The sequence below is a fragment of the Micromonospora sp. CNZ295 genome (genome assembly GCF_004217535.1).
This window is the reverse complement of record NZ_SHKZ01000001.1, coordinates 4151194-4176790: the sequence shown is the minus strand read 5'-3', so window position 1 is coordinate 4176790 and position 25597 is coordinate 4151194. Positions and strand designations below refer to the sequence as shown.

28 protein-coding genes are annotated in these 25597 nt (G+C 74.0%); 15 read left to right on the top strand and 13 right to left on the bottom strand.

All coding sequences use genetic code 11. From position 1 onward, the window contains the following. Positions 1 to 24: 24 nt before the first annotated feature. Together EV376_RS19540 and EV376_RS19535 are read left to right on the top strand one after the other, a co-directional pair. Positions 25 to 600, top strand: a complete 576-nt coding sequence (locus EV376_RS19540) for an NADPH-dependent F420 reductase (protein ID WP_130325284.1) — start codon at positions 25 to 27, stop codon at positions 598 to 600. 110 nt (positions 601 to 710) lie between these two features. Continuing rightward, positions 711 to 2219: an Nramp family divalent metal transporter gene (locus EV376_RS19535; RefSeq protein WP_130325282.1), complete on the top strand. Its 1509-nt coding sequence runs from the start codon at positions 711 to 713 to the stop codon at positions 2217 to 2219. Positions 2220 to 2271: 52 nt separating this feature from the next. Here EV376_RS19535 and EV376_RS19530 read toward each other — a convergent pair whose 3' ends face one another. The 4 genes from EV376_RS19530 to aceB are packed head-to-tail and all read right to left on the bottom strand — an operon-like array spanning position 2272 to position 7938. Then, positions 2272 to 3603, bottom strand: coding sequence for a heterodisulfide reductase-related iron-sulfur binding cluster (locus EV376_RS19530; protein ID WP_130325280.1), 1332 nt, complete (start codon positions 3601 to 3603; stop codon positions 2272 to 2274). Positions 3604 to 3605: 2 nt separating this feature from the next. Continuing rightward, positions 3606 to 4862, bottom strand: a complete 1257-nt coding sequence (locus tag EV376_RS19525; protein ID WP_130325278.1) for an FAD-binding oxidoreductase — start codon at positions 4860 to 4862, stop codon at positions 3606 to 3608. Further along, positions 4862 to 6328: an FAD-linked oxidase C-terminal domain-containing protein gene (locus EV376_RS19520; protein ID WP_130325276.1), complete on the bottom strand. Its 1467-nt coding sequence runs from the start codon at positions 6326 to 6328 to the stop codon at positions 4862 to 4864. The genes EV376_RS19525 and EV376_RS19520 overlap by 1 nt, the downstream gene beginning before the upstream one ends. A 26-nt stretch (positions 6329 to 6354) precedes the next feature. Beyond that, complete coding sequence (gene aceB, locus EV376_RS19515) at positions 6355 to 7938, bottom strand: malate synthase A (protein ID WP_130325274.1); 1584 nt, start codon at positions 7936 to 7938, stop codon at positions 6355 to 6357. A 143-nt stretch (positions 7939 to 8081) separates the two neighbouring features. On the opposite strand from aceB, the gene EV376_RS19510 reads away from it, so the two are divergent. The 4 genes from EV376_RS19510 (at position 8082) to EV376_RS19495 (ending at position 11958) form a co-directional block, all read left to right on the top strand. Next, on the top strand, positions 8082 to 9656 hold the full coding sequence (locus EV376_RS19510; RefSeq protein WP_130325272.1) for an FMN-binding glutamate synthase family protein: 1575 nt from the start codon (positions 8082 to 8084) through the stop codon (positions 9654 to 9656). Positions 9657 to 9731: 75 nt separating this feature from the next. After that, complete coding sequence (locus EV376_RS19505; RefSeq protein WP_130325270.1) at positions 9732 to 10253, top strand: GNAT family N-acetyltransferase; 522 nt, start codon at positions 9732 to 9734, stop codon at positions 10251 to 10253. 69 nt (positions 10254 to 10322) lie between these two features. Next, positions 10323 to 11510: a DNA polymerase IV gene (gene dinB / locus EV376_RS19500; protein WP_130325268.1), complete on the top strand. Its 1188-nt coding sequence runs from the start codon at positions 10323 to 10325 to the stop codon at positions 11508 to 11510. Between the two features lie 208 nt (positions 11511 to 11718). After that, positions 11719 to 11958, top strand: a complete 240-nt coding sequence (locus EV376_RS19495; RefSeq protein ID WP_130325266.1) for a hypothetical protein — start codon at positions 11719 to 11721, stop codon at positions 11956 to 11958. Between the two features lie 6 nt (positions 11959 to 11964). Here EV376_RS19495 and EV376_RS19490 read toward each other — a convergent pair whose 3' ends face one another. Both EV376_RS19490 and EV376_RS19485 read right to left on the bottom strand, forming a co-directional pair. Further along, complete coding sequence (locus tag EV376_RS19490; RefSeq protein ID WP_130325264.1) at positions 11965 to 12423, bottom strand: hypothetical protein; 459 nt, start codon at positions 12421 to 12423, stop codon at positions 11965 to 11967. Between the two features lie 3 nt (positions 12424 to 12426). Next, positions 12427 to 14862, bottom strand: coding sequence for a molybdopterin oxidoreductase family protein (locus EV376_RS19485; protein ID WP_130325262.1), 2436 nt, complete (start codon positions 14860 to 14862; stop codon positions 12427 to 12429). Between the two features lie 131 nt (positions 14863 to 14993). Between EV376_RS19485 and EV376_RS19480 the strand changes: the two genes are divergently transcribed. The 5 genes from EV376_RS19480 to EV376_RS19465 all read left to right on the top strand — a co-directional run bounded on the left by EV376_RS19480 (position 14994) and on the right by EV376_RS19465 (position 18055). Then, entirely contained in the window at positions 14994 to 16094 is a 1101-nt protein-coding gene (locus tag EV376_RS19480) for an L-dopachrome tautomerase-related protein (RefSeq protein WP_130325260.1), read from the top strand. Positions 16095 to 16261: 167 nt separating this feature from the next. Further along, the gene (locus tag EV376_RS19475) at positions 16262 to 16849 is read left to right on the top strand and encodes an STAS domain-containing protein (RefSeq protein ID WP_130325258.1); all 588 of its coding nucleotides are present in this window, start codon (positions 16262 to 16264) and stop codon (positions 16847 to 16849) included. Between the two features lie 47 nt (positions 16850 to 16896). Further along, complete coding sequence (locus EV376_RS19470) at positions 16897 to 17196, top strand: STAS domain-containing protein (protein WP_130325256.1); 300 nt, start codon at positions 16897 to 16899, stop codon at positions 17194 to 17196. Between the two features lie 100 nt (positions 17197 to 17296). After that, positions 17297 to 17455, top strand: coding sequence for a hypothetical protein (locus tag EV376_RS30265; protein WP_165438035.1), 159 nt, complete (start codon positions 17297 to 17299; stop codon positions 17453 to 17455). A gap of 174 nt (positions 17456 to 17629) precedes the next feature. After that, entirely contained in the window at positions 17630 to 18055 is a 426-nt protein-coding gene (locus tag EV376_RS19465; RefSeq protein WP_130325254.1) for a hypothetical protein, read from the top strand. 12 nt (positions 18056 to 18067) lie between these two features. Here the strand turns inward: EV376_RS19465 and EV376_RS19460 are convergent, their stop codons facing one another. Beyond that, on the bottom strand, positions 18068 to 18472 hold the full coding sequence (locus EV376_RS19460) for a DUF1622 domain-containing protein (RefSeq protein ID WP_130325252.1): 405 nt from the start codon (positions 18470 to 18472) through the stop codon (positions 18068 to 18070). A 139-nt stretch (positions 18473 to 18611) separates the two neighbouring features. Here EV376_RS19460 and EV376_RS30260 point away from each other — a divergent pair, with 139 nt between their 5' ends. The 4 genes from EV376_RS30260 (at position 18612) to EV376_RS19445 (ending at position 20659) form a co-directional block, all read left to right on the top strand. Continuing rightward, the gene (locus EV376_RS30260; protein WP_165438034.1) at positions 18612 to 18782 is read left to right on the top strand and encodes a hypothetical protein; all 171 of its coding nucleotides are present in this window, start codon (positions 18612 to 18614) and stop codon (positions 18780 to 18782) included. A gap of 103 nt (positions 18783 to 18885) precedes the next feature. Then, positions 18886 to 19407 (top strand): MarR family transcriptional regulator, encoded by a 522-nt coding sequence (locus EV376_RS19455; protein ID WP_130325250.1) that lies wholly within the window; start codon positions 18886 to 18888, stop codon positions 19405 to 19407. Further along, positions 19404 to 20078 (top strand): ATP-binding protein, encoded by a 675-nt coding sequence (locus EV376_RS19450; RefSeq protein ID WP_130325248.1) that lies wholly within the window; start codon positions 19404 to 19406, stop codon positions 20076 to 20078. The genes EV376_RS19455 and EV376_RS19450 overlap by 4 nt, the downstream gene beginning before the upstream one ends. Before the next feature lie 56 nt (positions 20079 to 20134). Further along, complete coding sequence (locus tag EV376_RS19445; RefSeq protein ID WP_130325246.1) at positions 20135 to 20659, top strand: YetF domain-containing protein; 525 nt, start codon at positions 20135 to 20137, stop codon at positions 20657 to 20659. Positions 20660 to 20680: 21 nt separating this feature from the next. Here the strand turns inward: EV376_RS19445 and EV376_RS19440 are convergent, their stop codons facing one another. Genes EV376_RS19440 through EV376_RS19415 form a run of 6 tightly spaced genes read right to left on the bottom strand, consistent with a single transcriptional unit; the run spans position 20681 to position 25576 of the window. Beyond that, on the bottom strand, positions 20681 to 21283 hold the full coding sequence (locus tag EV376_RS19440) for a bifunctional 4-hydroxy-2-oxoglutarate aldolase/2-dehydro-3-deoxy-phosphogluconate aldolase (RefSeq protein ID WP_130325244.1): 603 nt from the start codon (positions 21281 to 21283) through the stop codon (positions 20681 to 20683). Further along, a complete protein-coding gene (locus EV376_RS19435) occupies positions 21270 to 22256 on the bottom strand; it encodes a sugar kinase (RefSeq protein WP_486482704.1) in 987 nt (328 codons plus the stop codon). Before EV376_RS19435 ends, EV376_RS19440 begins: the two co-directional genes overlap by 14 nt. Beyond that, the gene (locus tag EV376_RS19430; RefSeq protein WP_130325242.1) at positions 22253 to 23104 is read right to left on the bottom strand and encodes a DUF6807 domain-containing protein; all 852 of its coding nucleotides are present in this window, start codon (positions 23102 to 23104) and stop codon (positions 22253 to 22255) included. The genes EV376_RS19435 and EV376_RS19430 overlap by 4 nt, the downstream gene beginning before the upstream one ends. After that, complete coding sequence (locus EV376_RS19425) at positions 23101 to 23715, bottom strand: hypothetical protein (RefSeq protein WP_130325240.1); 615 nt, start codon at positions 23713 to 23715, stop codon at positions 23101 to 23103. The genes EV376_RS19430 and EV376_RS19425 overlap by 4 nt, the downstream gene beginning before the upstream one ends. Next, entirely contained in the window at positions 23712 to 24584 is an 873-nt protein-coding gene (locus tag EV376_RS19420) for a carbohydrate ABC transporter permease (protein ID WP_130325238.1), read from the bottom strand. Before EV376_RS19420 ends, EV376_RS19425 begins: the two co-directional genes overlap by 4 nt. After that, positions 24584 to 25576 (bottom strand): carbohydrate ABC transporter permease, encoded by a 993-nt coding sequence (locus EV376_RS19415; RefSeq protein ID WP_486482703.1) that lies wholly within the window; start codon positions 25574 to 25576, stop codon positions 24584 to 24586. Before EV376_RS19415 ends, EV376_RS19420 begins: the two co-directional genes overlap by 1 nt. Positions 25577 to 25597 lie beyond the last annotated feature (21 nt).

The window sequence follows — 25597 nt, the reverse complement described above, 5'->3', positions numbered from 1 at the left end:
ACAACCCGACCGAAGGGAAGAATCATGACCCACGTCACGATCATCGGCAGCGGCAACATGGGCCAGGCCCTGGCCGGCGTCGTCACCGCCGGCGGCAACACCGTGGACCTGCTCGGCCGCGACGACGTCAACCAGCCGGCCGCCGGGGAGATCGTCATCCTCGCCGTCCCGTACCCGGCCGTGAGCGAGGTGATCGCCGCCCAGCGCGAGAGCCTCGCCCGCAAGGTCGTCGTCGACATCACCAACCCGGTGAACTTCGAGACGTTCGACTCGCTCGTGGTGCCCCCGGACGGTTCGGCCGCCACCGAGATCGCCGCCGCGCTGCCACAGTCGCAGGTCGTGAAGGCGTTCAACACCACCCTCGCCGCCACCCTCAACGCCCGGAAGGTCGGATCGCAGCCGACCACCGTCCTGCTGGCCGGCGACGACGGGGACGCCAAGGCGCTGCTGGCCGGTGTCGCCGAGGCGGGCGGCCTGAAGGCCGTCGACGCCGGCCCGCTGCGCCGGGCCCGGGAGCTGGAGGCCATCGGCTTCCTCCAGATCAGCCTCGCGGCGGCCGAGAAGGTGCCCTGGGACGGCGGGTTCGCCGTGGTGAGCTGAACCGTGCGGAGGGCATGCGGTCTCGCTCTGCCCGATCGGTTATTGCGTCGAAATTAACTGAGTATGACGATTAATGGTCAGGGGGGCCCTTCTCACCAGGGAGGTTCTTCATGACCGAAGTAACCGAGGCCCCGGACGTCCGTACCTATCAACTGGGCACGAGCCGCCCCGCGCTCGCCGTCGCCGACCTGCCCGAGCCGGAAGAGGTGTTCGGCGTACGCCGGCTTGGCGTTCCCCAGATCATCAAGTACGCGGTGGGCCCGAGCCTGATCGCCCTCGGCATCTCCATCGGCAGCGGAGAATGGTTGCTCGGCCCGCAGGCGGTGGGTCAGTTCGGCTTCGTCGGGGTCGGCTGGGTCATCCTCGTCTCCGCCGTCCTCCAGACGTTCTACAACGTCGAATCCTCGCGGTACGTGCTGGCGACGGGCGAGGTGCCCGTCGTCGGTTGGGGGCGGGTCCCGCCGGGCTACCTGTTGTGGGTGCCGCTGGCGGTGTTCCTCGTCATCTTCGCCTTCATCGCCGGCGGCTGGGCCGCGTCCGCCGGCCAGGGCCTGTACGCGCTGGTCCACGGCGACGTGGCGCCGGCCGGAGCCGAGGAGCCGCGGCTCTGGGCGATCGGCCTGCTGGTGCTGGTCTTCCTCATCACCGCGGCGGCCAAGCGCATCAGCCGAACCCTGGAGCTGGCCAACTGGCTGATGGTCGGGGCCATTCTCGTCGCACTGCTCTTCGTCACCATCCTGGTGGTCCCCGGCAGCCTGTGGTGGGAGGGCATCCGCGGGTTCTTCACGCCCGCCGCACCGCCGGCCGGCATCACCGCGACGCAGCTCGGTGGGCTCGCCGGCTTCACCGCCCTCGCCTCCGGCCTGAACTGGTACGTGATGGGCCACTACCGGGACAAGGGCTACGGCATGGGCTACCGCACCGGCTACATCGCCGGGCTGCGCGGCGAGCGGCGCGAACTGCTCGCCAGCGGGGTCACCTTCCCGGACGACGCCGCCAACGCCGCCCGCTGGAAGCGGTGGTACCGGCTGCTGCTCACCGACATGTGGGGCGTCTTCTTCGTCGGCGCCATGCTGGGCATGCTGCTGCCCACCATCCTCATGGCGCAGGCGGTGGAGGTGTCCGGCGAGACGCCGACCCAGGCCAACGTCCCCACCTTCGTGGCCACCGCACTCGAACCCGAGTACGGCAAGGTGATGTTCTACGGCATGCTGCTGATCGGCGTGCTGATCCTGTTCAGCACCCAGCTCGGTATCTTCGAGGCGATGGTGCGGGTGACCACCGACGCCGCCCACGCCACGAGCCCCCGGCTGCGGCGGCTGCTCGAAGGCGACCCACGCCGGTTCTACTACCCGTTCATGCTGCTGCTGCTCGTGATCATCGCGGTCGTCCTGCACCTCGCGCTGCCGGTCAGCCTGGTGCAGTGGTCGGCGAACATGTCCAACCTGGGCGCGCTGATCTTCCCGTTCATGCTGATCTACCTCAACAGCCGGCTGCCCCGCGCGGCGCGTCCGCGGCTGTGGCACCACGCACTCCTGATCATCAATGTGATCTTCTTCGGGTTCTTCTTCGTCAACTTCATCGCCGACTTCATCGGTGACCCGCTGGTCACCTTCTGACCGGCGGGCACGACCACCAGGCGGGCCCCTCCCCCTACCAGGCGGGCCTCCCCTATTGGGCGGGGCCCGCCGCCCACCGCAGCAGGTCGCTGACCGGCCGGGCGCGGATCGACGCGTCGAGGACCTGGGCGGTGTGGGCGAGCGCGACCGTCCCACCGAGCCGGTGGACCGCCGACGCGACCTGCAGGAGACAGCCCGGGTTGGCGGTGACGAGCAGGTCGGCGCCAGTGGCGAGCACGTCGCGCGCCTTGCGCTCGCCGAGCTGCGCCGCCGGCTCCGGGTTCAGCACGTTCCAGACACCGGCCGAACCGCAGCAGATCTCGGCGTCGGCGATCTCCCGCAGCTCCAGCCCGGGGATGCCACCCAGGAGCGCGCGCGGCTGCGCCCGTACGGCCTGCGCGTGCGCCAGGTGGCAGGCGTCGTGGTAGGCGACGGTCACCGGCAGCGGATGGCGTGGCGCGACCGGCCCCAGCTCGACGAGCACCTCGGACAGGTCGCGCACCTTCGCGGCGAACGCGGCGGCCCGCCCGGCGTACTCCGGGTCGTCGCGGAGCAGCTCGCCGTACTCCTTCAGGGACGATCCGCACCCGGCGGCGTTGACCACGAACCAGTCGATGTCTGCGGCGGCGAAGACGTCGATCAGCGCCCGGGCGAACCGCCGCGCCTCGGTCTCGCGCCCGTTGTGGACGCTCAGGGCGCCGCAGCAGCCCTGCCGGTCACCCAGGACGACCACCTCGCACCCCTCCGCGGCGAGGACCCGCGCGGTGGCCGCGTTGACGTCGGGGAAGAAGGCCTGCTGAACGCAGCCGGTGAGCATGCCGACCGTGGCCCGCTTCGTCCCCCGCGCGGGCACCCGCCGCGGGATCCGGCCGGCCCGCCCGATCGGCGGAGCCAGCGCCTCGAGCGTGGCGAGCGTCGGGGCCAGGCGCGGCAGCAGCCCGGTGCGCCGCACCAGGCGGCGCAGGCCGGTCGCCTGGTACGCCCGCAGCGGGCCGCGCAGCAGGCGCAGCCGCTTCGGGTACGGGAAGAGCCGGAAGACGGCGGCCCGCAGCGCCCGCTCCCGGCGGGACCGGGGATGGCGGCGTTCCACCTGCTGGCGGGTGTCCTCGATGAGCCGGTCGTACCGGACGCCCGACGGGCAGGCGGTCACGCACGCCATGCAACCCAGACAACGGTCGAAGTGCTCGACCATCGACGCGCTCAGCGGCTCGCCGTCGAGCCCCTCCTTCATCAGGTAGATCCGCCCCCGCGGCGAGTCCATCTCCTCGCCCCACAACACATAGGTCGGGCAGGCGGGCAGGCAGAAGCCGCAGTGCACGCAGTCGTCGACCAGCTCCTGCCGGGGCGGGTGGTGCTCGTCGAAGGCCGGGACAGGGCTGGTCATCGTCAGATCCCTCCCACGAAGCGGCCGGGAGCGAAGCGCGCGTCCGGGTCGAACCGCCGCTTGACCCGGCGCATCAGGTCCAGCCCGCCGACCGGCCCCCAGAGGTCCAGCCGCTCGCGGACCGCGGGCGGCGCGGTGAGCGCGACCGTGTGCCCGCCCACCGCCGCCGTCACCCTCCGCAGGTCGGCGACGATCGCGGCGACCAACTCGGGGGGCGTGGCGGCGGGCAGGCCGCCGTGGAGCACGCCGGTGCCCGCCGAGCCGCGCACCCGGATCGGGACGTCGTGCCGGCGCTGCGCCTCGCGGACCGCCGCCAGCAGCTCGGGCACGCCGGAGAGGGCAGCGGTGAGCTTCAGTCCGACGTCCCCGGGCCGCCAAGGGTAGGCCGACCACCACGGTGGCGGGGTGGCGGTGGCGGTGGCGGCGGCGCCGAGCAGCCGGCGGGTCGCGGCGGCCCGCTCCGCCACGCCCGGCCGGGACCCTTCGAGCAGTACGGCGATCTCGAAGTCACCGCCGGCCGGTGCCTCGACGTCGAGGGCACTGGGCACGAGCTGCGCGCCGCGTACGGCCGCCGCGAGCCGCCCGGCCTCGGCCGCGTCGGCGGCCGGGCACCGCACGTACGCGCTCGCGGCCGGAAGCGGGTGCAGCCGGAACGCGCACTCGGTGATCAGGCCGAGGGTTCCGTACGAGCCGGTGTAGAGCTTGCCCAGGTCGTATCCGGCGACGTTCTTGACGACCTTGCCGCCGGCCCGGGCGACCACCCCGTCGGGACGCACCACGGTGATCCCGATCAGCAGGTCCCGTGCCGTGCCGTAGAGCATCCGGCGCGGGCCGCTGGTGTTCAGCGCCACGGCGCCACCGACCGTGGCAGCCGCCCCGCCGACCACCGCGGGTGGGTCGAGGGCGAGCCGCTGGCCGGCGGGGGCGAGCTCGGCCTGCAGGTCGGTGAGCCGGGTGCCGGCCCGGACCACGACGATCAGGTCGCCGGCGGCGTGTTCGACCACGCCGGCGAGCCGGCGCGTGTCGACCAGCAGGTCGACCCGTCGGGGCGGGTTGCCCCAGTCCTGCTTGGTCCCGCCGCCGGTGACGACGACCGCGAGGTCGTGCGCGGCCGCCGCACGCAGCAGGGCCGCGGCCTCCCCGGTGGAGGCGGGCGCGGCCCGGTACCGCGCCGGCAGTCGGTGGTCCGCCCGAGGGTGTGGCCGCACGGCGTCCGGGCCGGCGGCGGCCCGCAGCGCGTCGAGCACGGCGTCGGACATCAGAACAGCTCCGCCAGGCCGGCCTCCTGCAGCGGGTGCGCGCCCTTGCGTCGCCCCGGCACCTCGCCGCAGAGCCGCGGGGTCGGGAAGACCTTGCCCGGGTTGGCCAGGCCGCGGGGGTCGAAGGCGCACCGGAGCAGCTGCATCGTGTCGAGGTCGTCCTCGGTGTACATGCGCGGCAGGTACTTCGCCTTGTCCATGCCGACGCCGTGCTCGCCGGTGATCGAGCCCCCGTGTTCGACGCACAGGTCGAGGATCGCGCCGGAGACCTCCTCCGCCCGCTCGGCCTGCCCCTCGACGGCGTCGTCGAAGAGCACCAGCGGGTGCAGGTTGCCGTCGCCGGCGTGGAAGACGTTGGCCACCCGGACGCCACGCTCGGCGGAGATCTCCGCGATGCGGCGCAGCACCTCGGGCAGTGCGGTCCGCGGGATCACCCCGTCCTGGACGATGTAGTCGGGGCTGATCCGCCCGACCGCCGCGAACGCCGACTTGCGGCCCCGCCACACCAGCGCCCGCTCGACGTCGTCCGCGGCGACCCGGATCTCGACGGCGCCGTTGTCGCGGCAGAGCCGCTCCACGTCGGCGAACTGGGCGTCCACGTCGGCCGCCGGGCCGTCCAGTTCGACGATCAGCACGGCACCGGCCCCGGCGGGGTAGCCGCACCCCACGGCGGCCTCGGCGGCCTCGATGGCCAGCGCGTCCATCATCTCGATCGCGGCGGGCACCACCCCGGCGGCGATGACCGCCGAGGTCGCCGCCCCGGCCTGGTCCGTCGACGGGAAGCCGGCGAGCAGCGTACGCACCGCTTCCGGCGCCCGGGTGAGCCGCACGGTCACCTCGGTGGTGATGCCGAGCGTGCCCTCCGAGCCGACGAAGGCGCCGACCAGGTCGTAGCCCGGCGCGTCGGGTGCCCGGCCGCCGAGGCGGACCAGGTCGCCGTCGGGGGTGACCACCTCCAGCCCGGTCACGTGGTTGGTGGTGAAGCCGTACTTCAGGCAGTGGGCGCCGCCCGAGTTCTCCGCGACGTTGCCACCGATCGAGCAGATCTGCTGGCTCGACGGATCCGGCGCGTAGTAGTAGCCGTGCGGAGCGGCGGCCCGGGTCACCGCGAGGTTGATCACTCCCGGCTCGACCACGGCCCGCTCGTCCTGCGGTGCGACCTCCCGGATCGTGCGCATCTGCGAGGTGACGATGAGCACCCCGTCGGCGTGTGGCAGCGCCCCGCCGGACAGCCCGGTGCCGGAGCCGCGCGCGACGAACGGCACGCCGGCGTCCACGCAGGCCCGGACCGTCGCCGCGCACTCCGCGGCGGTGCGGGGCAGGGCGACCAGCGCGGGAACCACCCGGTACTGGGCGAGCCCGTCGCACTCGTAGGTGCGCAGCTCCTGCCGGTCGCTGATCACCTGCCGGTCGCCGAGCACCGCACGCAGGCCCGCGGCGAGGCTGCTGATGTCCGTCGTGGTCATCGCCGACCTCCCGTCGCGGCTTCGGCTCAGGGCATCCGCTCGTACGCCGGCACGGTCAGGAAGTCCACGAAGTCGTCGGCCACCGCGACCTCCATGAACAGCTCGCGCGCCGCCGCGTAGCCGGCCGGGTCGCCGGGCAGCTTCGCCAGTTCCTCGTCGGCGAGGCGCTCGACGAGGGCGCGGTCGACCTTGTCGCCGGTGTCGTCGAGGGTGACGCCGTTGTGCAGCCACTGCCACACCTGGGACCGGGAGATCTCCGCCGTCGCGGCGTCCTCCATCAGGTTGAAGATGGCCACCGCGCCGGTGCCGCGCAGCCAGCTCGCCAGGTACTGGATGCCGACGCTGATGTCGTTGCGCAGCCCCGCCTCCGTCCGCTGACCCGGCGTGCTGCGTACGTCGAGCAGCTGCGCCGCGGTGACCCGTACCTCGTCGCGGGCCCGGTCGAGCTGGTGCGGCCGGTCGCCGAGGACCCCGTCGAAGACCGCCCGGCAGATCGGCACGAGGTCGGGGTGGGCGACCCAGGACCCGTCGAAGCCGTCTCCCGCCTCACGGGTCTTGTCGTCGCGAACCTTGGCCAGGGCCGTCTCGTTCACCTGCGGGTCGCGGCGGCTCGGGATGAAGGCCGCCATGCCGCCGATGGCGTGCGCGCCGCGCCGGTGGCAGGTCCGCACCAGCAGTTCGGTGTACGCCCGCATGAACGGAGCGGTCATCGTCACAACGTTGCGGTCGGGCAGCAGGAAGTCCCGCCCGCGGGTCCGGAACGTCTTGATGACGCTGAACATGAAGTCCCACCGGCCGGCGTTGAGCCCCGCGGAGTGCTCGCGCAGCTCGTAGAGGATCTCCTCCATCTCGAACGCCGCCGGATAGGTCTCGATCAGCACGGTCGCGCGGATCGTGCCGCGCGGGACGCCGAGCCGCTCCTGGGCGTGCAGGAAGACATCGTTCCAGAGCCGGGCCTCCAGGTGGCTCTCCAGCTTGGGCAGGTAGAAGTAGGGGCCTGAACCGCGCTCCAGCTGGCGCTGCGCGCAGTGGAAGAAGTAGAGGCCGAAGTCGACCAGGCTGCCGGCCATCCGCTCGCCGTCGACCAGCAGGTGCTTCTCGGTCAGGTGCCAGCCGCGCGGCCGGAAGACGATGGTCGCCAGGTCGCCGTCGTGCAGGGCGTACCGCTTGCCCTCGGGTGAGGTGTGGGACAGCTTCCGGTCGATCGCGTCCCGGAGGTTGAGCTGGCCGCCGATGACGTTCTCCCACAGCGGGGTGTTCGCGTCCTCGTGGTCGGCGAGCCACACCTTCGCTCCCGAGTTCAGCGCGTTGATGGTCATCTTCGCGTCGGTCGGCCCGGTGATCTCCACCCGGCGGTCCACGAGCCCGGGCGCCGGCGACGCCACCCGCCAGTCGGCCTCGCGGACGTGCCGGGTCTCGGGAAGGAAGTCCAGCGACCCGCCCGCCGCCAACGCGGCCGCCCGTTCGGCCCGCCGGGCGAGCAGGTCGCGGCGCCGGGCGTCGAAGGCACGGTGCAGGCCGGCGAGGAAGGCGAGCGCTTCCGGCGTGAGGATCTCCCGGTAGCGGTCGTGCCGGGGGCCGGCGATCTCGACCCCGTCGGGAATCCCCATGGCGCGCTCCTCACCGTGCGGTCGGACGGTCCGCGGGACGCTGCCGTCGACTCTAGTTGCGCGGTCGACGGACCGCGAGTGGTGGCGGCGCCGGACTCGCGGGACCCGTTTGACCGGGCACGTTCGCGGAAAGAGTGGCGGGCATGACCTGGGCCCGCCGAGCCGTACCCGCCGCCGTCGCCGCCGTCGCGGCCCTCGCCGCGCGCGACCTGCTGCAGCGCGACCACTCGCTGCTGCGTAACTTTCCGGTCGTCGGCCGGGCCCGCTACCTGCTGGAGTCGATCGGCCCGGAGCTGCGGCAGTACGTCGTGGCCGGCAACAACGAGGAGCGGCCGTTCACCCGCGACCAGCGCCGCTGGGTGTACGCGTCGGCGAAGCGGGAGAACAACTACTTCGGCTTCGGCACCGACAACGACATCGAGTACACGCCCGGGTACCCGATCATCCTGCACCGCACGTTCGGGCGGGCGGTGCCGCCGTCGTCCCCCGCCGCCGGGCAAGACGTCACGCTGCCCTGCGCGAAGGTGCTCGGCGCCGCCCGCGGCCGGGCCCGCGCGTTCCGTCCGGAGTCGGTGGTCAACATCTCCGGCATGAGCTTCGGGTCGCTGTCCGGCCGGGCCGTCGAGGCGCTGAACCGGGGCGCCGCCCTGGCCGGCTGCCTGCACAACACCGGCGAGGGTGGCCTGTCGCCGTACCACCGCAACGGCGGGGACCTGGTCCTCCAGCTCGGCACCGCGTACTTCGGCTGCCGCGACGAGCACGGCCGGTTCAGCCTGGAGCGGCTCAAGGACCTGGTGGCCGGCGCGCCGGTGCGGGCCCTGGAGATCAAGCTCAGCCAGGGCGCCAAGCCCAGCCTCGGCGGCCTGTTGCCGGCGGCGAAGGTCTCCGCCGAGATCGCCGCCACGCGCGGGATCCCGCCCGGCCGGGACTGCGTCAGCCCGTCCCGGCACGCCGAGTTCTCCGACTGCGACAGCCTGCTCGACTGGGTGGAGCTGCTCGCCGCCGAGACCGGCCTGCCGGTCGGCATCAAGTCGGCCGTCGGCGACCTCGGCTTCTGGGACGAGCTGACCACGCTGATGCGCGACACCGGGCGCGGCGTGGACTTCGTGAGCGTCGACGGCGGTGAGGGCGGCACCGGCGCCGCGCCGCTGATCTTCACCGACTCGGTGTCGCTGCCGTTCCAGCAGGGCTTCGCCCGGGTCTACCGGTTCTTCGCCGAGCGGGACCTGCACGAGCAGGTCGTCTTCGTCGGCGCCGGCAAGCTCGGCCTGCCGGACAACGCCGTGGTCGCCTTCGCGCTCGGCTGCGACCTGGTCAACGTGGGCCGGGAGGCGATGCTGGCGATCGGCTGCATCCAGGCCCAGAAGTGCCACGCCGACACCTGCCCCACCGGCGTCGCGACCCAGAACCCCTGGCTGGCCCGGGGCCTCGACCCGGCCCGCAAGTCGGTGCGGGCCGCGAACTACATCCGGACCCTGCGCCGGGACCTGATGAAGGTCGCCGAGGCGTGCGGCGTGGAGCACCCCGGGCTGATCGACACCGGTTCGGTGGAGGTGCTCGACGGGCGCACCTCGGCCAGCCCGCTGCGGGACGTGTACGGGTACCGCCCGGACTGGGGCCTTCCGGCGCCGACCGACCGGGCCGAGATCGTCCGGATCATGACCGCCGAGGCGCCGCAGGGCGGCAGCGCCCCGCCGTCGCCCACCGCCGCCGGTTGACCGGTCACGCACCGGTGCCGGTCGAGCGTGGGAAACCGGACGACGCGAGCGGAGGCGCCCGCGTACGGTGGCGCGGTGCTGATCCGACGCGAATCCCCCGCCGACATCGCGGCGATCCACGCCGTGCACGCCGCCGCCTTCGCCGACCCGCAGCGGTCGGGGGCCGTACCGGTGGAGGCCGGGCTGGTCGACGCCCTGCGCGCCGACGCCGGTTGGCTGCCGGCGCTCTCCCTCGTCGCCGAGGTCGACGGGCAGGTGGTCGGGCACGTGGTGGCCACCCGGGCCCGGGTCGGCGGCGAGCCGCTGGCGGTGGGGCTCGGGCCGCTCGGGGTGCTGCCGGCCTGGCAGCGCCGCGGCGTCGGATCGGCACTCGTGCACGCGGTGCTCGGCGCGGCGGACGCGCTCGACGTACCCCTGGTGGTGCTCCTCGGCCACCTGGACTACTACCCCCGGTTCGGTTTCCGGCCCGCCGCCGAGCTGGGTGTCACCCCGCCGGTGCCGGCGTGGGGCGCGCACTTCCAGGCCCGGCCGCTGGCCGCCTGGCACGAGGGGATCCGGGGCGAATTCGCGTACGCCAAGCCGTTCGACGACCTCTGACCGGCGCCTCCCGCACGTGTCCGGGCAGGTCACCACCCGTGCCTCGAACAGTTGTGCGAAGATGTCCGGGTGTCGACCGGGGCCACCGTCCTGCACGCCGACCTGGACGCCTTCTACGCGTCGGTCGAGCAGCGCGACGATCCGCGCCTGCGCGGCCGGCCGGTGATCGTCGGCGGCGGCGTCGTGCTGGCCTGCAGCTACGAGGCGAAGGCGCGGGGCGTGCACAGCGCGATGAACGGCCGCCGGGCGCGCCGGCTCTGCCCGGACGCGGTGGTGGTGCCACCCCGGATGGCCGCGTACACGGCGGCCAGCCGGGCGGTCTTCGAGATCTTCCGGCGCACGACACCGCTGGTCGAGGGGTTGTCCGTCGACGAGGCGTTCCTCGAGGTCGGCGGGCTGCGCCGGCTGGCCGGGCCGCCGGCCGACATCGCGGCGCGGCTGCGCCGGGAGGTCCGCGAGCGGGTCGGCCTGCCGATCACCGTCGGCGTGGCCCGGACGAAGTTCCTCGCCAAGGTGGCCAGCGGTGTCGCGAAGCCGGACGGGCTGCTCGTCGTCGCGCCCGAGCGGGAGCTGGCGTTCCTGCACCCGCTGCCGGTGGAGCGGCTGTGGGGCGTGGGCCCGGTGACCGCGGCGAAGCTGCGTGACCGGGGCATCCGCACGGTGGGGCAGGTCGCGGGGCTCGACGAGGCGACCCTGGTGTCGCTGCTCGGGCCGGGGGCCGGGCGGCACCTGAACGCGCTGGCGCACAACCGCGATCCGCGCCGGGTGCAGGTCGGGCGTCGTCGCTCGTCGATGGGCGCGCAGCACGCCCTGGGACGGGCCCCGCACTCCCCCGCCGACCTCGACGCGACCCTCGCCGGGCTGGTCGACCGGGTGACCCGCCGGATGCGGGCCGCGTCCCGCTCCGGCCGCACCGTGGTGCTGCGACTGCGGTTCGCCGACTACGCGCGGGCGACCCGCTCGCACACGCTGCGCAAGGCCACCGCCGACACGGCACCGCTGCTGGCCACCGCGCGGTCACTGCTGCGCGCGGCGCTGCCGGAGATCGACCGGCGGGGCGTCACCCTGATCGGCGTCTCGGTCGGCAACCTGGACGACGCGCCGGTGCAGCCCCCGCTGCCCTTCGAGCGGGACCCGGGCGCCGACCTGGACGCCGCCGTCGACGCGGTACGCAGCCGCTTCGGCTCGACCGCGCTGACCCGGGCGACGCTGCTCGGCCGCGCCCCGGGGCTGGAGATGCCGCTGCTGCCCGACTGATCCGGGGCACCCGGCTCCTCGTCTCGGCGCACGCCGGCCGGTGGTCGGACGATGCGCGTACGCCATCGGGGGATCGCGGGTCCGCCGCTCGGTCCGAGCCGGCGGCCCGACGGTCGGGCCGCCGGAACGGCGGCTGGTCCACCGTCGTTAGGTAGCCGCGAGCCCCGGACCGCCACCCCCGGCGGCACCCGCTCGGCGGAGGTGAGCCGTGTCGGAGCGTCACGAACCCGCCACTCCCGCCTGGGAGTGCCGGGACTGCGGGCAGAGCTGGCCGTGCCCGATCCGCCGGCAGCTGCTGTTGCGGGAGTACGGGCCGCAGCCGGCGAACCTCAGCGTCTACCTGGCGGCCTGCCTGACCGCCGCCACGGCGGACCTGCGGTCGCCGCCGGGCGCCCTGCGGGAACGGTTCCTCGGGTGGATCCCGCACCCGCGCCACCGCACCTTCTGAGCACGCCTACCCGGCGACGACGAGGGCCTGCGGCGCGGCCTGCTTCATCCGCGTCCGCAGCCACTTCAGCTGCACCGCCGTCTCCGCCTCGCACCGCTTCACGACGGCCAGCAGCTCCTCGTCGCGGGCACCGTACGCGGCCTGGCCGACGACGGTCCACGCCATGTCGCACTCGGCGGCCATCAGGTAGAGGTCGTGGAGGTCGCGCAGCAGCCCGATGCCGCCGCTGCGGGTGCCGGTGAACAGCTGCGAGTGCAGCCGGTCCGGCTCGGCCGGGGCGTCCTCGGAGTAGCGCACCGCGAACCGCTGCAGGCGTCGGGCGTGCTCGTCGCAGCGCTGCGCCTGCCGCTCGCACAGGTGGTGGACGTCGGGCTCCTCCGCGTGCGCGGCGGCCACCTCCCGGAAGGCGACCGCCAGGTTGGTCTGTGCGCGGTGCAGGAGACCGAGGTAGTGGGCGAGGTGCACGGCTCACTCCTTCCGGCTGGTGGCGGCGGCCGCCGGCCCGCCGGCCGTGGCCGGCACGTCCGCGCCGGGCAGCGGGGCGCTGCCGCCGACGGTGGGGGCCGGCGACCGAGCGCCCCGCCCGTCGGCGAGCTTCGCGGCGGCGACGGCGGCGACCTTGAACAGCGGCTGCTTGGAGACCGGGTCCCAGGCGGTGATGGTCAGCTCGTTGGCGGCGCGGGGCGTCCGGCGCGCCGGGTCGGTGTCGAAGTAGCCGTAGTGGAACGGCACGAAGACGACCCCGGGGCGGATGCCGCTGATCCGGGCGCGGGCCTCGATCCCGCCGCGCGCCGACGAGATCCCCACCAGGTCGCCCTCGACGATGCCGAGACGCTCGGCGTCGTCGGGGTGGAACTCCACCCACACGTCGGGGGCGGCGGCGTCGAGCTGCGGGGCCCGGCCCGTCTTCGTACGGGTGTGGAACTGGTAGACGGTGCGGCCGGTGGTGAGCAGCAGCGGGTGCTCGTCGTCGGGCACCTCGGGCGACGGCTGGTAGTCGGTGGCGTGCAGGAAGGCCCGCCCGCGCGGCTCCTTCGCCCGGTACTCGCTCTCGGTGTACTCCGCGCCGGTGGCGAGGTCGTGGCCGAACGTCTCGCAGTAGTCCGGGTCGGTGTTGAAGACACCGTCGGTGTAGAGCCGCTCCGCGCCGTCGGGATGCTCCTCGTCGCACGGCCACTGGATGCCGGAACCGCCGCGCAGCCGCTGGTAGGTGATGCCGGTGTAGTCGCAGGGCCGGCCGCGTGAGCACTCCTTCCACGCCTCGAACACCTCCTCCGGCCCGGTCCACCGGATCAGCGGGTTCCCGTCCCGGTCGCGGAAGTCCATCCGGCGCGCGTAGTCGAGGAAGATGTCCAGGTCCGGACGGGCCTCGCCGGGCGGGTCGACGGCCTTCTCCGAGAGGTGCACCGTGCGGTCGACGCTGGTGAACGTGCCGGTCTTCTCGCCCCAGGTGGCGGCGGGCAGCACGACGTCGGCCAGCTCCGCGGTCTCGGTCAGGAAGAGATCCTGGACCACCACGAACAACTCCGGCTTCGCCAGGATCCGCCGGATCCGGGCGAGGTCCGGCAGGGACACCGCCGGGTTCGTGGCCGAGATCCAGAGCAGCTTGATCGAACCCTGCTCGGCGTACCGGAAGATCTGCATGGCGTGGGTGGGTGGCGCCCAGTGCGGGATGGTGTCCGCGGCGACGTTCCACAGCCGGGCGAGCTGGGCGATGTGCTCGCTGTTCTCCCAGTTGCGCAGGCCGGGCAGGTCCCCGTCGGCGCCGGTCTCCCGGGTGTTCTGCGCGGTCGGCTGCCCGTTCATCTGGTAGATGCCGGCGCCCGGGCGGCCGATCATCCCGCGCAGCAGGTGCAGGTTGTTCACCGCGCAGGAGGCGGCGGTCGCCTGGTTGGACTGGTAGAAGCCCTGGAGCACCGTCGACAGCAGCCGCCGGGACGCGCCGAGCAGCTCGGCGCCCCGCTCCACGTCGGCGGCCGGTACGCCGCAGATGTCCGCTACCCGCCGGGGCGGGTAACCGTCGACGATCCGGCACAGCTCGTCGAGGCCGAGCGTGTGCGCCTCGACGTAGTCACGGTCGTACCAGCCGCGCCGGACGATCTCGCGCAGCAGCCCGTTGAGCAGCGCCAGGTTGGTGCCGGAGCGCACCGCGAGGTGCACGTCCGCCTCCCGGGCGACCGCCGTGGACCGGGGGTCGACCGCCAGCATCGCGGGCCGGTTCGGCCCGCGCCGCCGGTCGAGCATCCGCATCCACAGCACCGTCTGGGTCTCGGCCACGTTGTGACCCCACAGCGCGATCGCGTCGCAGTGGTCCACGTCGGTGTACGACCCGGGCTGCCCGTCGGTGCCGAAGGAGGCCTTCAGCGCGGCGGCGGCGGTGGCCGTGCACAGCCGGGTGTTGCCGTCCATGTGCGGGGTGCCGAGGCCGGCCTTGCCGATGACGCCGAGGGCGTAGTACTCCTCCAGGAACAGCTGTCCGCTGGTGTAGAAGCCGAAGTGCCCCCAGCCGCCCGGCCCGTCGCGCAGTTCCCGGGAGCGGGCCACGATCCGGCCCATCGCGGTGTCCCAGTCGGTCTCGACCAGGCGGTCACCGTCCCGGACCAGCGGGCGGGTCAGCCGGTCCGGGCTGTTGTTCGCCTGCCAGCCGTACAGGTCCTTCGGGTCGACGCGGCCCCGGTTGACCCGGTCGACCGCCCGGCCCCGCACGCCGACGATGCGGCCGTGCTTGACGGCGATGTCCAGGGCGTCGCCATTGGAGTGCAGGATCGAGGCGGACTGCACCCACCGGTCCACGTCCGCCTCGCGCAGGCCGTCCTCGAGGTACCCGTCCACCCGGACCGGCCACCGCTCCCCGGGCCCGTACGGGGTGCGCTCGCCCCACGGGTCCGCGATCCGGTCAACCACGGCATCCTCCCTTCGGCACCGGTCGAACCTGCTTGTCTTCTTCTCCGCCCACCGCCGGTCCACACCCGCGCGGAGCGTTTGGGCCACCGGCCGCCGGGAACGACTGGCCGCACCGACGTCAGGAGCAGCGGATGAACGGGCCGGTGACCGACGCGGCCGTCGGCGAGCTGGAGCTGGTACACACCTTCACCGGGCCGATGCCGACCGGGGTCAGTGTCTCGCATACCGGCCGGATCTTCGTGAACTTCCCCAAGTGGGGCGACGAGGTGGCCGCGACCGTGGTGGAGCTGCGCGGTGGCGCCGAGGTCCCCTATCCCGACCAGCGGTGGAACAGCCCGTCGGGCGACGACGACGAGGGCGCCTTCGTCTCGGTGCAGAGCGTCGTGGTGGACCCCGCCGACCGGCTGTGGGTGCTCGACACCGGCAGCCCGCTGTTCCAGCCCACGAAGCCGGGCGGGCCGAAGCTGGTCCGGGTCGACCTGGCCAGCGACACGGTCGCTCAGGTGATCACGTTCCCCACCGACGTCGCGCTGTCCAGCACGTACCTCGACGACGTGCGCTTCGACCTGCGGCGCGGCGACGCCGGGATCGCCTTCATCACCGACTCGTCCGACTCCGGCGCCAACGGGATCATCGTGGTCGACCTGGCCACCGGCGACTCCTGGCGGCGGCTGCACGACCATCCGTCCACCAGGGCCGAGCCGCTGGCCACCTTCCGCCCGGTGGTCGAGGGACGGCCGCTGCTGCGGCGCCCCGGCGACGGGCCGGCGAAGCCGCTGGCGATGGGCTCCGACGGCATCGCGATCTCGGCCGACGGCGCCCGGCTGTTCTACTGGCCGCTCGCCTCCCGCCGCTGGTACAGCGTCGCCATCGACGCCCTCGCCGATCGGGGCCGCGCGGAGGAGGAGGTCGTGGCCACGGTGGTCGACGAGGGCGACAAGGGTGGTGGGTCCGACGGCCTGGAGACCGACGACGCGGGGCGGCTCTACCTCACCTCGTACGAGCACAACGCCGTGCTTCGCCGTCGGCCCGACGGGGAGTACGAGACCGTGGTGCACGATCCGCGGCTGCTGTGGCCCGACACGCTGTCGGTCGCCGCCGACGGGTACCTGTACGTGACCGCGAACCAGCTGCACCGGCAGCCGACGTACCAGGGCGGGAAGGATCTGCGGCGCCGCCCGTACGCCCTGTTCCGGACCCGGATCGACGCCAGCCCCGTACGGCTGCGGTAGCCGGGGCGAGACGCCCGGCAGGACCGGATTTGTCACATGACCGTCATCCTGTCGCAGGGTGATCGCGAATCCTGGCCGGCAGGTTGTGGGCTGAACGGGGGCGTCGCGGGCCCGGCGGAGGCGGCGCCGCCGCACCGGTGGGCCCGCAAGCGAAGGAGGACCCGCCGATGACCGTAGTCCGGAGCGACGCGTGCACGACGCTGGTCTGCGACGTGTGCGGTGACACCGTCGTCGTCACGGCTCCGGCGGATGCCGGCCTGGTCTGGGCCCTGGTCTCCGACCACGGCTGGAGCGGCTCGCCGCTCGCCGACGGCCACCACCGCTGCGCCCACTGCACGCTGGCGTCCCGGTCCGCCGGAGCGGCGCCGGACGGGCCCGGGAGCGGCGGGATCCTCGGCATCGACCACCAGGGCGACGTCACCGTGATCACCTGCGCCGGCGACGTCGACATCGATGGCGAGGACACCCTGCGCACCGCGCTGCGCCACGCCACCGAGATGGGCGGGCACGTCGTCGTGGACCTGACCCACGTGCACCTGATCGACTCGACCGGGCTGGGCCTGCTCGTCCGGGCCCACCGTGATGCCGCTGCCCGCGGGAGCACCCTCAGCCTCGCCGCACCGTCCCCGTTCCTGCGCACCGTCCTGCGGACCATGGGGCTGGACGTGGTGTTCCCGATCCACGACAGCCGCGCCGAGGCGGTCGCCCAGGTCACCGGCCGGACCGGGTCGACGGCGTCCCGGCGCCGGTCCTGATCCCGGGCGACGAGCCCCGCTTCGACCTGGAGGTCCCCGTGGCGTCGATGTCGATCACCATGACGATCCTGTCCGCCGGTGTGGTGGTCCTGGTGCTGCGGGGCAGCATGCGCGGCGACGACATCCACGCCTTCCGCGACGCCCTGCACCGGGTGCTTCGGGACCGGCCCCGGGAGGTCCACCTCGACCTGTCCGGCATCGTCGACGTCGAGCCGTCCGCCGCCGCGGCGATCACCGCCGCCGCCCTGGAGGCGGAGCGCACCGGGACGATGGTGCGGGTCGTGCGCGCGTCGCCTCCGGTGCGCCAGCGGATGACCATCGCCGGCGCGGACGAACTGCTCCGCTGACCACCGGCGGTGGCGGTTTGCGCCCGGAACCGCCGGGAAGGCAACCGGTCCGAGCGACACGAGGGCTCGTCTCGCGTCGCGGATCGTCGGGGAGGCCGACATGGGCAACCGGGAACAGCTCCACGAACTCCGCCAGCAGGCCCACAGCGCGGGCATCGAGGGCAACTCGAAGATGACCGAGGACCAGCTGCGGGACGCGTTGCGCCGCGTCGGCAAGGGCACCGAGCCGGAGTTGGCCAAGCGGCAGGCGAAGCGCTGACCCGCTGACCCGGCCCGGGGCGGCTCATCGCCGCGAGCGGCACGCGGTGACCACGCCTCCAGCGGACACCGCCACCTGTCATCCAACTTTCACCTGCCCGCGCGGCGGACGTCACACCGCGGGTCATTCCTGGTGACAGGAGCACTTCACCGCCGCCGAAGGCAGGTGATCAGCATGGCCCGCCAGCATCCTCTCCGCCGGGCAACGATCGCCGCGACGCTTGTCGCCGTCTTGTTGTCGGGCGGCTGCGGCGGCGACCGGACCCCCGAATCGGCGCGCCGGCCGGCGGCCACCAGTCCGCCGAGCACCCTCGCCCGCGCCGCGATCGGCGACCGGCTCACCGTGACCGCCGCCGTGGACCGGGTCGTCGACGACGGCGGGTTCGTCGTCCGGGACGTCGACCTGACCGACGGCACGTTGCTCGTGCTGACCCGGCAGGCCGTCGAGGCGACGCCACCGCAGCTGGTCACCGTCGAGGGCACCGTCGTCCTGTTCTCGTACGGCGACCTGGCCGCTCGGCGCCCCCTGGGCGACCTGCACCCGTACCGGGCGTTCGACGGGCAGAAGGCGGTGACGGCCACCCGGGTCACCGTGTGGTGAGGCGGCGTGACCTCAGGGACTCGACGAGGCGTCCGCCGGGTCCGCGGACCGGAGCCGGCCGGCCTCGGCGATCTCGCGGCGTTCCCGCCGGATCTCGATGGCGAGGAAGAAGTTCAAGCCGGTGCGGATCGCCGCGACGGCGGCCAGCTCGGCGATCTCCCGCAGCGTGGGGGCGACGGCGGTGCGGAGGATGTCCGCGGCGAGCTGGAACTCCAGGCCGAGGGCCAGGTACCGCCCGAGGGAGAGCCGTACCGGCACGAACGCGCGGGTCCGTCGCTCCCGGAGCCCGACCATGACGAAACGCACCAGCGCCACCATCGCGCCGATGAAGATGATCAGGATGCCGGCGGCCTCCACCACCCGCACCAGGAGATCCACCGTGTCCGACAGCCACCGCTCGCCGAGCATGCCATCCATCCCAGCGCGTCCGGCCCGCAACGGACCCGGCATGCCGGGTCGCCCCACCCGATCGCGTCGCAAAGGGCGGAAGCCGATTCGGGGCCCCGGCGCGGGGCATAGCGTGAGGAGACGCGACCCGACCGGAGGGAGAGTGGCTGTGACGGAGCCGGAGGAGGGCCGGGAGAAGAGCCCGAAGACCGACCGGGTGCTGTTCTCGCCCGACGGCGATCCGCACCACACGATGGCGCAGGCTCCCCAGCCGGACGAGCACCTGGAGCCGACCGTCACACGGGACGGCCGTACCGAGCCCGTCGACGACGAGCAGTGACAGCTTCACCGGGCCCGCCGGCGCCGGGTTGGACGACCGTCCCCGCGGGCCCGGACGCCCTCCCCCGGGGCGGCGCTGCGTGTATGCATGCAATCATTGCCCGATGCGACCTCGGGTGGAGCCGGCGGAGCCCGCGACCGCGGACCCGGCACTGGTGGATGCGCTCTCGGCGCTGAGCCGCTCGCTGGTCGGCATCACGGTCCGCACGCTGGGCGCCCTCGACGTCGACCTCACGATGTCGCAGTACCGGACCCTCGTCCTCCTGGCGTCCCGGGGGCCGGTCCGGGCGGTCGACCTCGCCGCGGCGCTGCACGTCCACCCGTCCACCGTGACGCGCACCTGTGACCGCCTGGTCCGGCGCGGCCTGGTGGCCCGGCAGACGGGCGAGACCGACCGCCGGGTGTCCTGGCTCAGCCTCACCGGGGCCGGCAAGCATCTGGTCGGTGAGGTGGTCCGCCACCGCGCCGCCGAGCTGCGACGCCTCGTGGCGGCGACCGGGCTGCACCCGGACAGCGGCCTGGTGGAGTCGATCGAGGCGCTGGTGACGGCGGCCGGTGAACCGGACGAGCGGCAGTGGCGGCGACACTGGGAACGGTGCGGCCGGCCACCGACGGCCCGCGCATGAGCGGCCCGCTCCGGTGGGCGTTCCGGCGGGACCTCCGCGCCGGGTCCACCCGAATCCTGCTCGCCGGCGGGTGCCCGCCCGACGCGGCGCCGGTGCTGGCCGCGGTCCTGCGGGACGCCGACGCCGACGCCCCGCTGGCCCTGGTCATCGACGTGCGGGAGCTGTCCGCGTCCGCCGTCGCGCCGGTCGGCGCGATGATCGCCGCGTGGGCCGGGACCCGGAACGGCGGCCCGGCACTGGTCGTCGACCCGCCGACGCACACCGCCGCGTTCCTGCCCGCCCCGGCCGGTCCGGGACTGCGCCGGGCGCACCTGGGCCTGCCCGCGCACCCGGACTCCCCCGCCGCCGCGCGGCGGCTGGTGGCCGAGCACTGTCGCGCGTGGGGCCGCCCAGGGGTGGTGGAGCGGACCACCATCATCACGTCGGAGCTGGTCAGCAACGCCGTGCAGCACGCCGGCACCGAGCTCGACGTCACGCTGGTGGAGCTGACCGGAGGGGTCCGGGTCAGCGTCCGCGACCGGGTCGCCGACCGGCCGGATCCGAGCCGCGACGGGGACCTGCTCGCCGAGCGCGGCCGGGGCATCCCGATCGTCGCCGCCCTGGCCTCCGACTGGGGTTTCCTGACCGTCGGCGACGGCAAGACGACCTGGGCCGTCATCACGGACGGTTGAGCGGGCGGGCGGCCGAGGGGGTGGCATGACGGCGGCGGTGGCGGGTAGCCGCAGCCGTGGTCGACTGGCGGGACGTGTTCACGCCGGACACTCCGCTGCTGGAGATCGTCGTCCGGGGCAGCGTCATGTACCTGGCGCTGTTCTTCCTGCTCCGCGTCCTGCTGAAGCGGGAGAGCGGCACCACCGGCATGACCGACCTGCTGGTCATCGTGCTGATCGCCGACGCCGCGCAGAACGGCATGGCCAACGACTACAGCTCGCTCGCCGACGGCGTGGTGCTGGTCGCGGTGATCATCGCGTGGGCGTACGTCCTCGACGCCGTCGCCTACCGCTGGCGCCCGGCTGCCCGGTTGATCCGGCCGAACTCGCTGGTGCTGGTGCGCGACGGCCGGATGCTGCACCGCAACATGCGCCGCGAGCTGGTCAGCGAGGACGAACTGTACGCGAAGCTGCGGGAACAGGGCGTCGACGAGCTGACCGACGTCCGCGAGGTCCGGATGGAGTCGGACGGCCAGTTCAGCGTCATCACCCGGTCCGGCGGTGGCGAAGGCGGGACGTCCGGCGGGCGGGGTGCCGCTTGACCGCCGCCCGCGCCGGCAGCCCTAGCCCCGCGCCAGTTCGGCCAGCCGGTCGACCTGGCGCGGGTCGGCCAGGGCCGAGCCCACCCCGACCACCCGGGCGCCGGCGGCCAGGAAGTCCCCGGCGTTGCCGGCGTCGATCCCGCCGGTGGCGACGAAGCGCAGCTCAGGCAGCGGGCCGGCGACCGCCCGGAACCAGGCGGGGCCGAGGCTCACCGCCGGGAAGGCCTTGAGCCAGCGCAGTCCGTGCCGCAGCGCCGCCTGAGCCTCGCTGGGGGTGGCGACGCCGGGCAGGTGGGGCAGGCCGCGCGCGGTGGCGGCGTCGGCGACCGCGAGGTCCAGCCCCGGCGCGACGGTGAACGCGGCGCCCGCGTCCGCGGCGGCGGCCACCTGGTCGGCGGTTTGGACGGTGCCGGCACCCACCGCCCGGCCCCGCTCCCGGGCGGCCGCGACGACGCCCCGCAGCGCGGGCAACGCCTCCGGGGTCCGGATCGGCACCTCCACGACGTCGATGCCGAGGTCCCAGGCCCGGCTGGCGAGCCGGAGGGTCTCGCCGGCCGGCAGGTCCCGCAGGATCACCAGGACCCGCACGCCGTCGAACAGGGACGTCGGGTCAGGCGCGCGCATCGTCCACCTCCGTCAGGTCCAGGGTGGCCCACCGCTGCGCGGGCAGCGCGGCCAGCGCGTCGAGCCGGTCCCGGCCGGGCAGTACGGCCGTGTCGCCGGGTACCCGCAGCGCGTGCCCGGCGAGCAGGTGGCCGTAGCGCAGGCGGGACACCGGATCGAGCCCGCGCAGCAGGGCGGACAGGTAGCCGGCGGCGAACGCGTCGCCGGCACCGACCGGTTCGACCACCCGGACCGGCAGCGCGGGCACCACGGTGGACGGGCCGTGCCGCTGCAGCATGGTTGCGCCGACCGCGCCGTCCTTCACCACCACCGTCGAGGGCGCCGGCAGGACCCGCCGGACCTCCACCGGGTCGGCGCAGCCCCACAACCGCGCCGCCTCGTCCAGCCCGACGAAGACGACGTCGGCGCGGTCGGCGAGCCGGCGCAGCACGGGCGCCGCCCGGTCCGCCGGCCAGAGCCCGGCACGGTGGTTCACGTCGAAGCTGACCAGGGTGCCGGGCAGCAGCGGCTGGCGGGTCAGCGCGTGGGCGACCAGGTCCCGGCAGGAGTCGGACAGGGCGGCGGTGATCCCGGACAGGTGCAGCACGCGGGCGCCGGCCAGCCGCGAGTCGTCGAGGACGGTCCGGTCGAGCCGGGCCGCCGCCGACCCGGCCCGGTAGTAGTGGACCCGGGTGCCCTCCGGTGCCGGGTCCTTCACGTACAGGCCGGTGGGGGCGTCCGGGTCGACGGTCACGGCGGCGACGTCCACCCCGGCGGCGGCCAGCTGCGCCACCACCAGACGCCCGAACGGGTCGTCGCCGACCCGGCTGGCCCAGGCCGCCCGGTGGCCGAGGCGGGCCAGGTAGGCGGCCACGTTGGACTCCGCGCCGCCGACGCCGACCGCGAGCGTGCCGGCGCGGGCCAGCGGGCCGGGCGGGTCGGGGGCGAGCACCACCATGGTCTCGCCGACCGTCACCACGTCCGGGCCGATCACCCGGGCACCGCCGCGGCCGCCAGCCCGGCGGCGGCCGCCCGGTCCAGCCGCCCGTCGGCGACCACGACGCGGTGCCGGCCGGCGCGGGTGGCGCCGGCCGCGATGACCCGCGGGCGCTCGAAGGCGAAGGCGACGCCGATCCCCGGGTACATCGAGGTCCGCACGAACCACCGGTCGCCGTCGCCGAGGCCGGTGAAGACCAGGGTGTACGCGGACCCGCCCGGCCCGGTGCCGGTGAACGCGAGCCACGGCTCGGCGCTGCCGTTCACCGCCTCCTCGCCGTCGGCCGCCGCGGTGAAGGTGTGGGCCGGTCCGGCGCTGCCGGTCGCCCGCCAGAAGAAGCCGCCGTAGCCGGCACCGCCCGGCCGGCCGTTCGTGGCCGGGCTGCCGAGCGTCACGGTCCGGTCGTCCGGCGCGGTCAGGGTGTACGCCAGGTCGAGCGCCCACGCCGTCGGGGTGACCGGGGTGGCGGTCAGCTCACGCCGCTCGGCGAGCAGCACCCCGCCGTGCCGGTCCCGCCACTCGAGGTGGTGCGCGAGGCGGTGCGGGTCGCGGGCCGCCCACCCGGTGTGGACGATGCGGCCGTGATCGTCGCGCCACTGGTAGCCGTCCGCGCGGCGGTACGTCCGGCCGCCCCACAGGTTGCTGCCGGCCACGTCCGGCACGGCCAGCGACGCGCCGTTGTGCCACCGGTGGTCCGCCGGCAGCTCGTCGGTGACCACCGTTCCGGCGAGCGTGCGCACCGGATGCAGGTACGGACGCCGCCCGTCGTGGGCGTCCAGTGGCGGGTCGAGCAGGTACCGGGCCACCGGCTGGTCGCCGACGTGCAGGTACGCGTCGTCGGTCACCGCTTCACCGCCGGGACGAGGACGGCGCGCCGCGCGACGGCGTGCAGCGCGGCCAGCGCGTACCCGGCGAGGATCGGCACGGCGACCGGGGTGACCAGGACGGCGAGCAGCGCGGCGAGGGCGACGACCCCGCCGGCGGCGGCCCAGGTGGCCGGGTTGGCGCGGCACGTCTCGGCCGCGGCCCGGGCGGCGGCCCGCCAGCCCCGCCCGCCGGCGCGGCCCACCTGCACGACCGCCAGCCCGGCGTATCCGGCGAGCGCGGCCGCGACCAGGGCGGTGGCGAGCAGCACCGGGCCACCGCCCGGTACCCGGCCGTCGGCCAGGGCGGCGGCGTCGAGGGCGAGCAGGCCGAGGGCGGCCAGCGTCACCACGGTCGCGCCGAGCCCGGGCAGCAGGGCCCGGCCGAAGCGGGCGAGGCTCTCCCGTACCGGCGGCCAGCCGCCGGTCGCGAGCCGGTCGTGCACGGCGGCGCTGGCGGTGGCGACCGCCGCCCCGGCGGTGAGCACGGGCGCCGCGGCCAGGGTCAGCAGGATGCCGAGCAGGGCCAGGTCGGTGGCGTCGGTGAGCAGGTCCCGCCAGTCCCGCTGCGGGCGCCCGTCGCCGCGGCTCATCCCTTGAGCCCGCTGGTGTTGATGCCCTGCACGAGCAGGCGCTGGAAGGCCAGGAAGAACAGGAACACCGGCAGCAGGGACAGCACCGACATGGCGAACATCGGCCCGAGCGACGTCTGGCCGCTGGAGTCGATGAACAGCCGCAGGCCGATCGGCACCGTGTAGCTCTTCGGGCTGGGCAGGTAGACGAGCTGGGTGAAGAAGTCGTTCCAGGTCCAGATGAACGAGAAGATGGCCGTGGTGACGATCGCCGGCCGGGCCAGCGGCAGGATCACGTGCCGGAACACCCCGTACGGGGAGCAGCCGTCGATCTTCGCGGCGTCGTCCAGTTCGCGCGGGATGCCCCGCATGAACTGGACCATCAGGAACACGAAGAACGCCTCGGTGGCCAGCAGCTTCGGCACGATCAGCGGCAGCGGCGTGTCGATCCAGCCGAAGTAGTTGAACATGACGTACTGCGGGATGATCAGCACGTGGCTGGGCAGCAGGAGCGTGCCGATCATGACCGCGAACCACGCCTTCCGGCCGCGGAAGTGCAGCCGGGCGAACGCGAACGCGGCGACCAGGCAGGACACGGCGTTCGCGACGACCGTGGCCAGCGCGATCACGGTGCTGTTCAGGAAGAAGCGGCCGAAGCTGATGCCCTCGATGTAGCTCCAGCCGTCCGGGTAGTTGGCCCAGGTCGGTTCGGTCGGGAGGACCGAGAGGTTGCTGGCCACCTCAGTCGGTGACTTCAGCGAGGAGCCGAGCATCCACAGCAGGGGGTAGAGGACGAACCCGAGGATCGCGACCAGGACGACGACGCGTACCACCCCGCGGAGCGCTCCGGACGGGCGGGGCCCGACCGCGGTGGCTGCCGGGACTGTCATCAGTTCTCTCCGTCCGCGTAGTGCACCCAGAACCGGCCGGTGGTGAAGAAGACCGCCGTGATCAGGCCGATCGCGACGAGGAAGACCCAGGAGAGCGCGGAGGCGTACCCCATCCGGAACTCGGTGAAGCCTTCGTTGTAGATGTGCAGGGTGTAGAGCAGGGTGGAGTACACCGGGCCGCCGGTCCCGTTGCTGATCACGAACGCCGAGGTGAAGCCCTGGAATCCGTTGATCGTCTCGAGGACCAGGTTGAAGAAGATCACCGGCGAGAGCATCGGCAGGGTGATGTGCCAGAACTGGCGGGCCTTCCCGGCGCCGTCCACCGAGGCGGCCTCGTACAGTTCGGCCGGGACCTGCTTGAGACCGGCCAGGAAGATCACCATCGGCGCCCCGAACTGCCAGATCGCCAGGACCATCACCGTCTCCAGCGCCCACGTCGGGTCGTTCACCCACGGCCTGCCCTGGATGCCGAAGAAGGCGAGCAGGTCGTTGAACGCGCCGTCGCCGCTGAACATGGCCCGCCAGACCAGGGCCAGCGCCACGCTCCCGCCGAGCAGCGACGGCAGGTAGAACAGGCTGCGGAACAGGCCGACGCCGCGGCGCTCGCGGTTGAGCAGCAGCGCGACGCCGAGCGCGGCGGCCAGCTTGAGCGGCACCGCGATCAGCGCGTAGGTCAGCGTCACCCGGACGGCGTGCCAGTACGACGGGTCCTCGGTGAACATCCGCCGGTAGTTGTCCAGGCCGACCCACTCGACCTGGTCCCAACTCGCCAGCGTGTCGTAGTTGGTGAAGCTCAGGTAGAGCGAGAACAGCATGGGGAACGCGGTGATCGCCATCAGACCGAGCAGCCAGGGCGACAGGAAGACGTAGCCGGCCAGGCCCTCCTGGCGGCGCAGTCGGCGGGCGGCGGGCGGCCGCCGCGTCCGCTTGCCGGCCCCGGCGGGCTGCGCCGCCGCGCCGGTGGCCGACTGCTGGGTCGTGGTCAGCGCCACGGGTCGGTGCTCCTCTCAAAG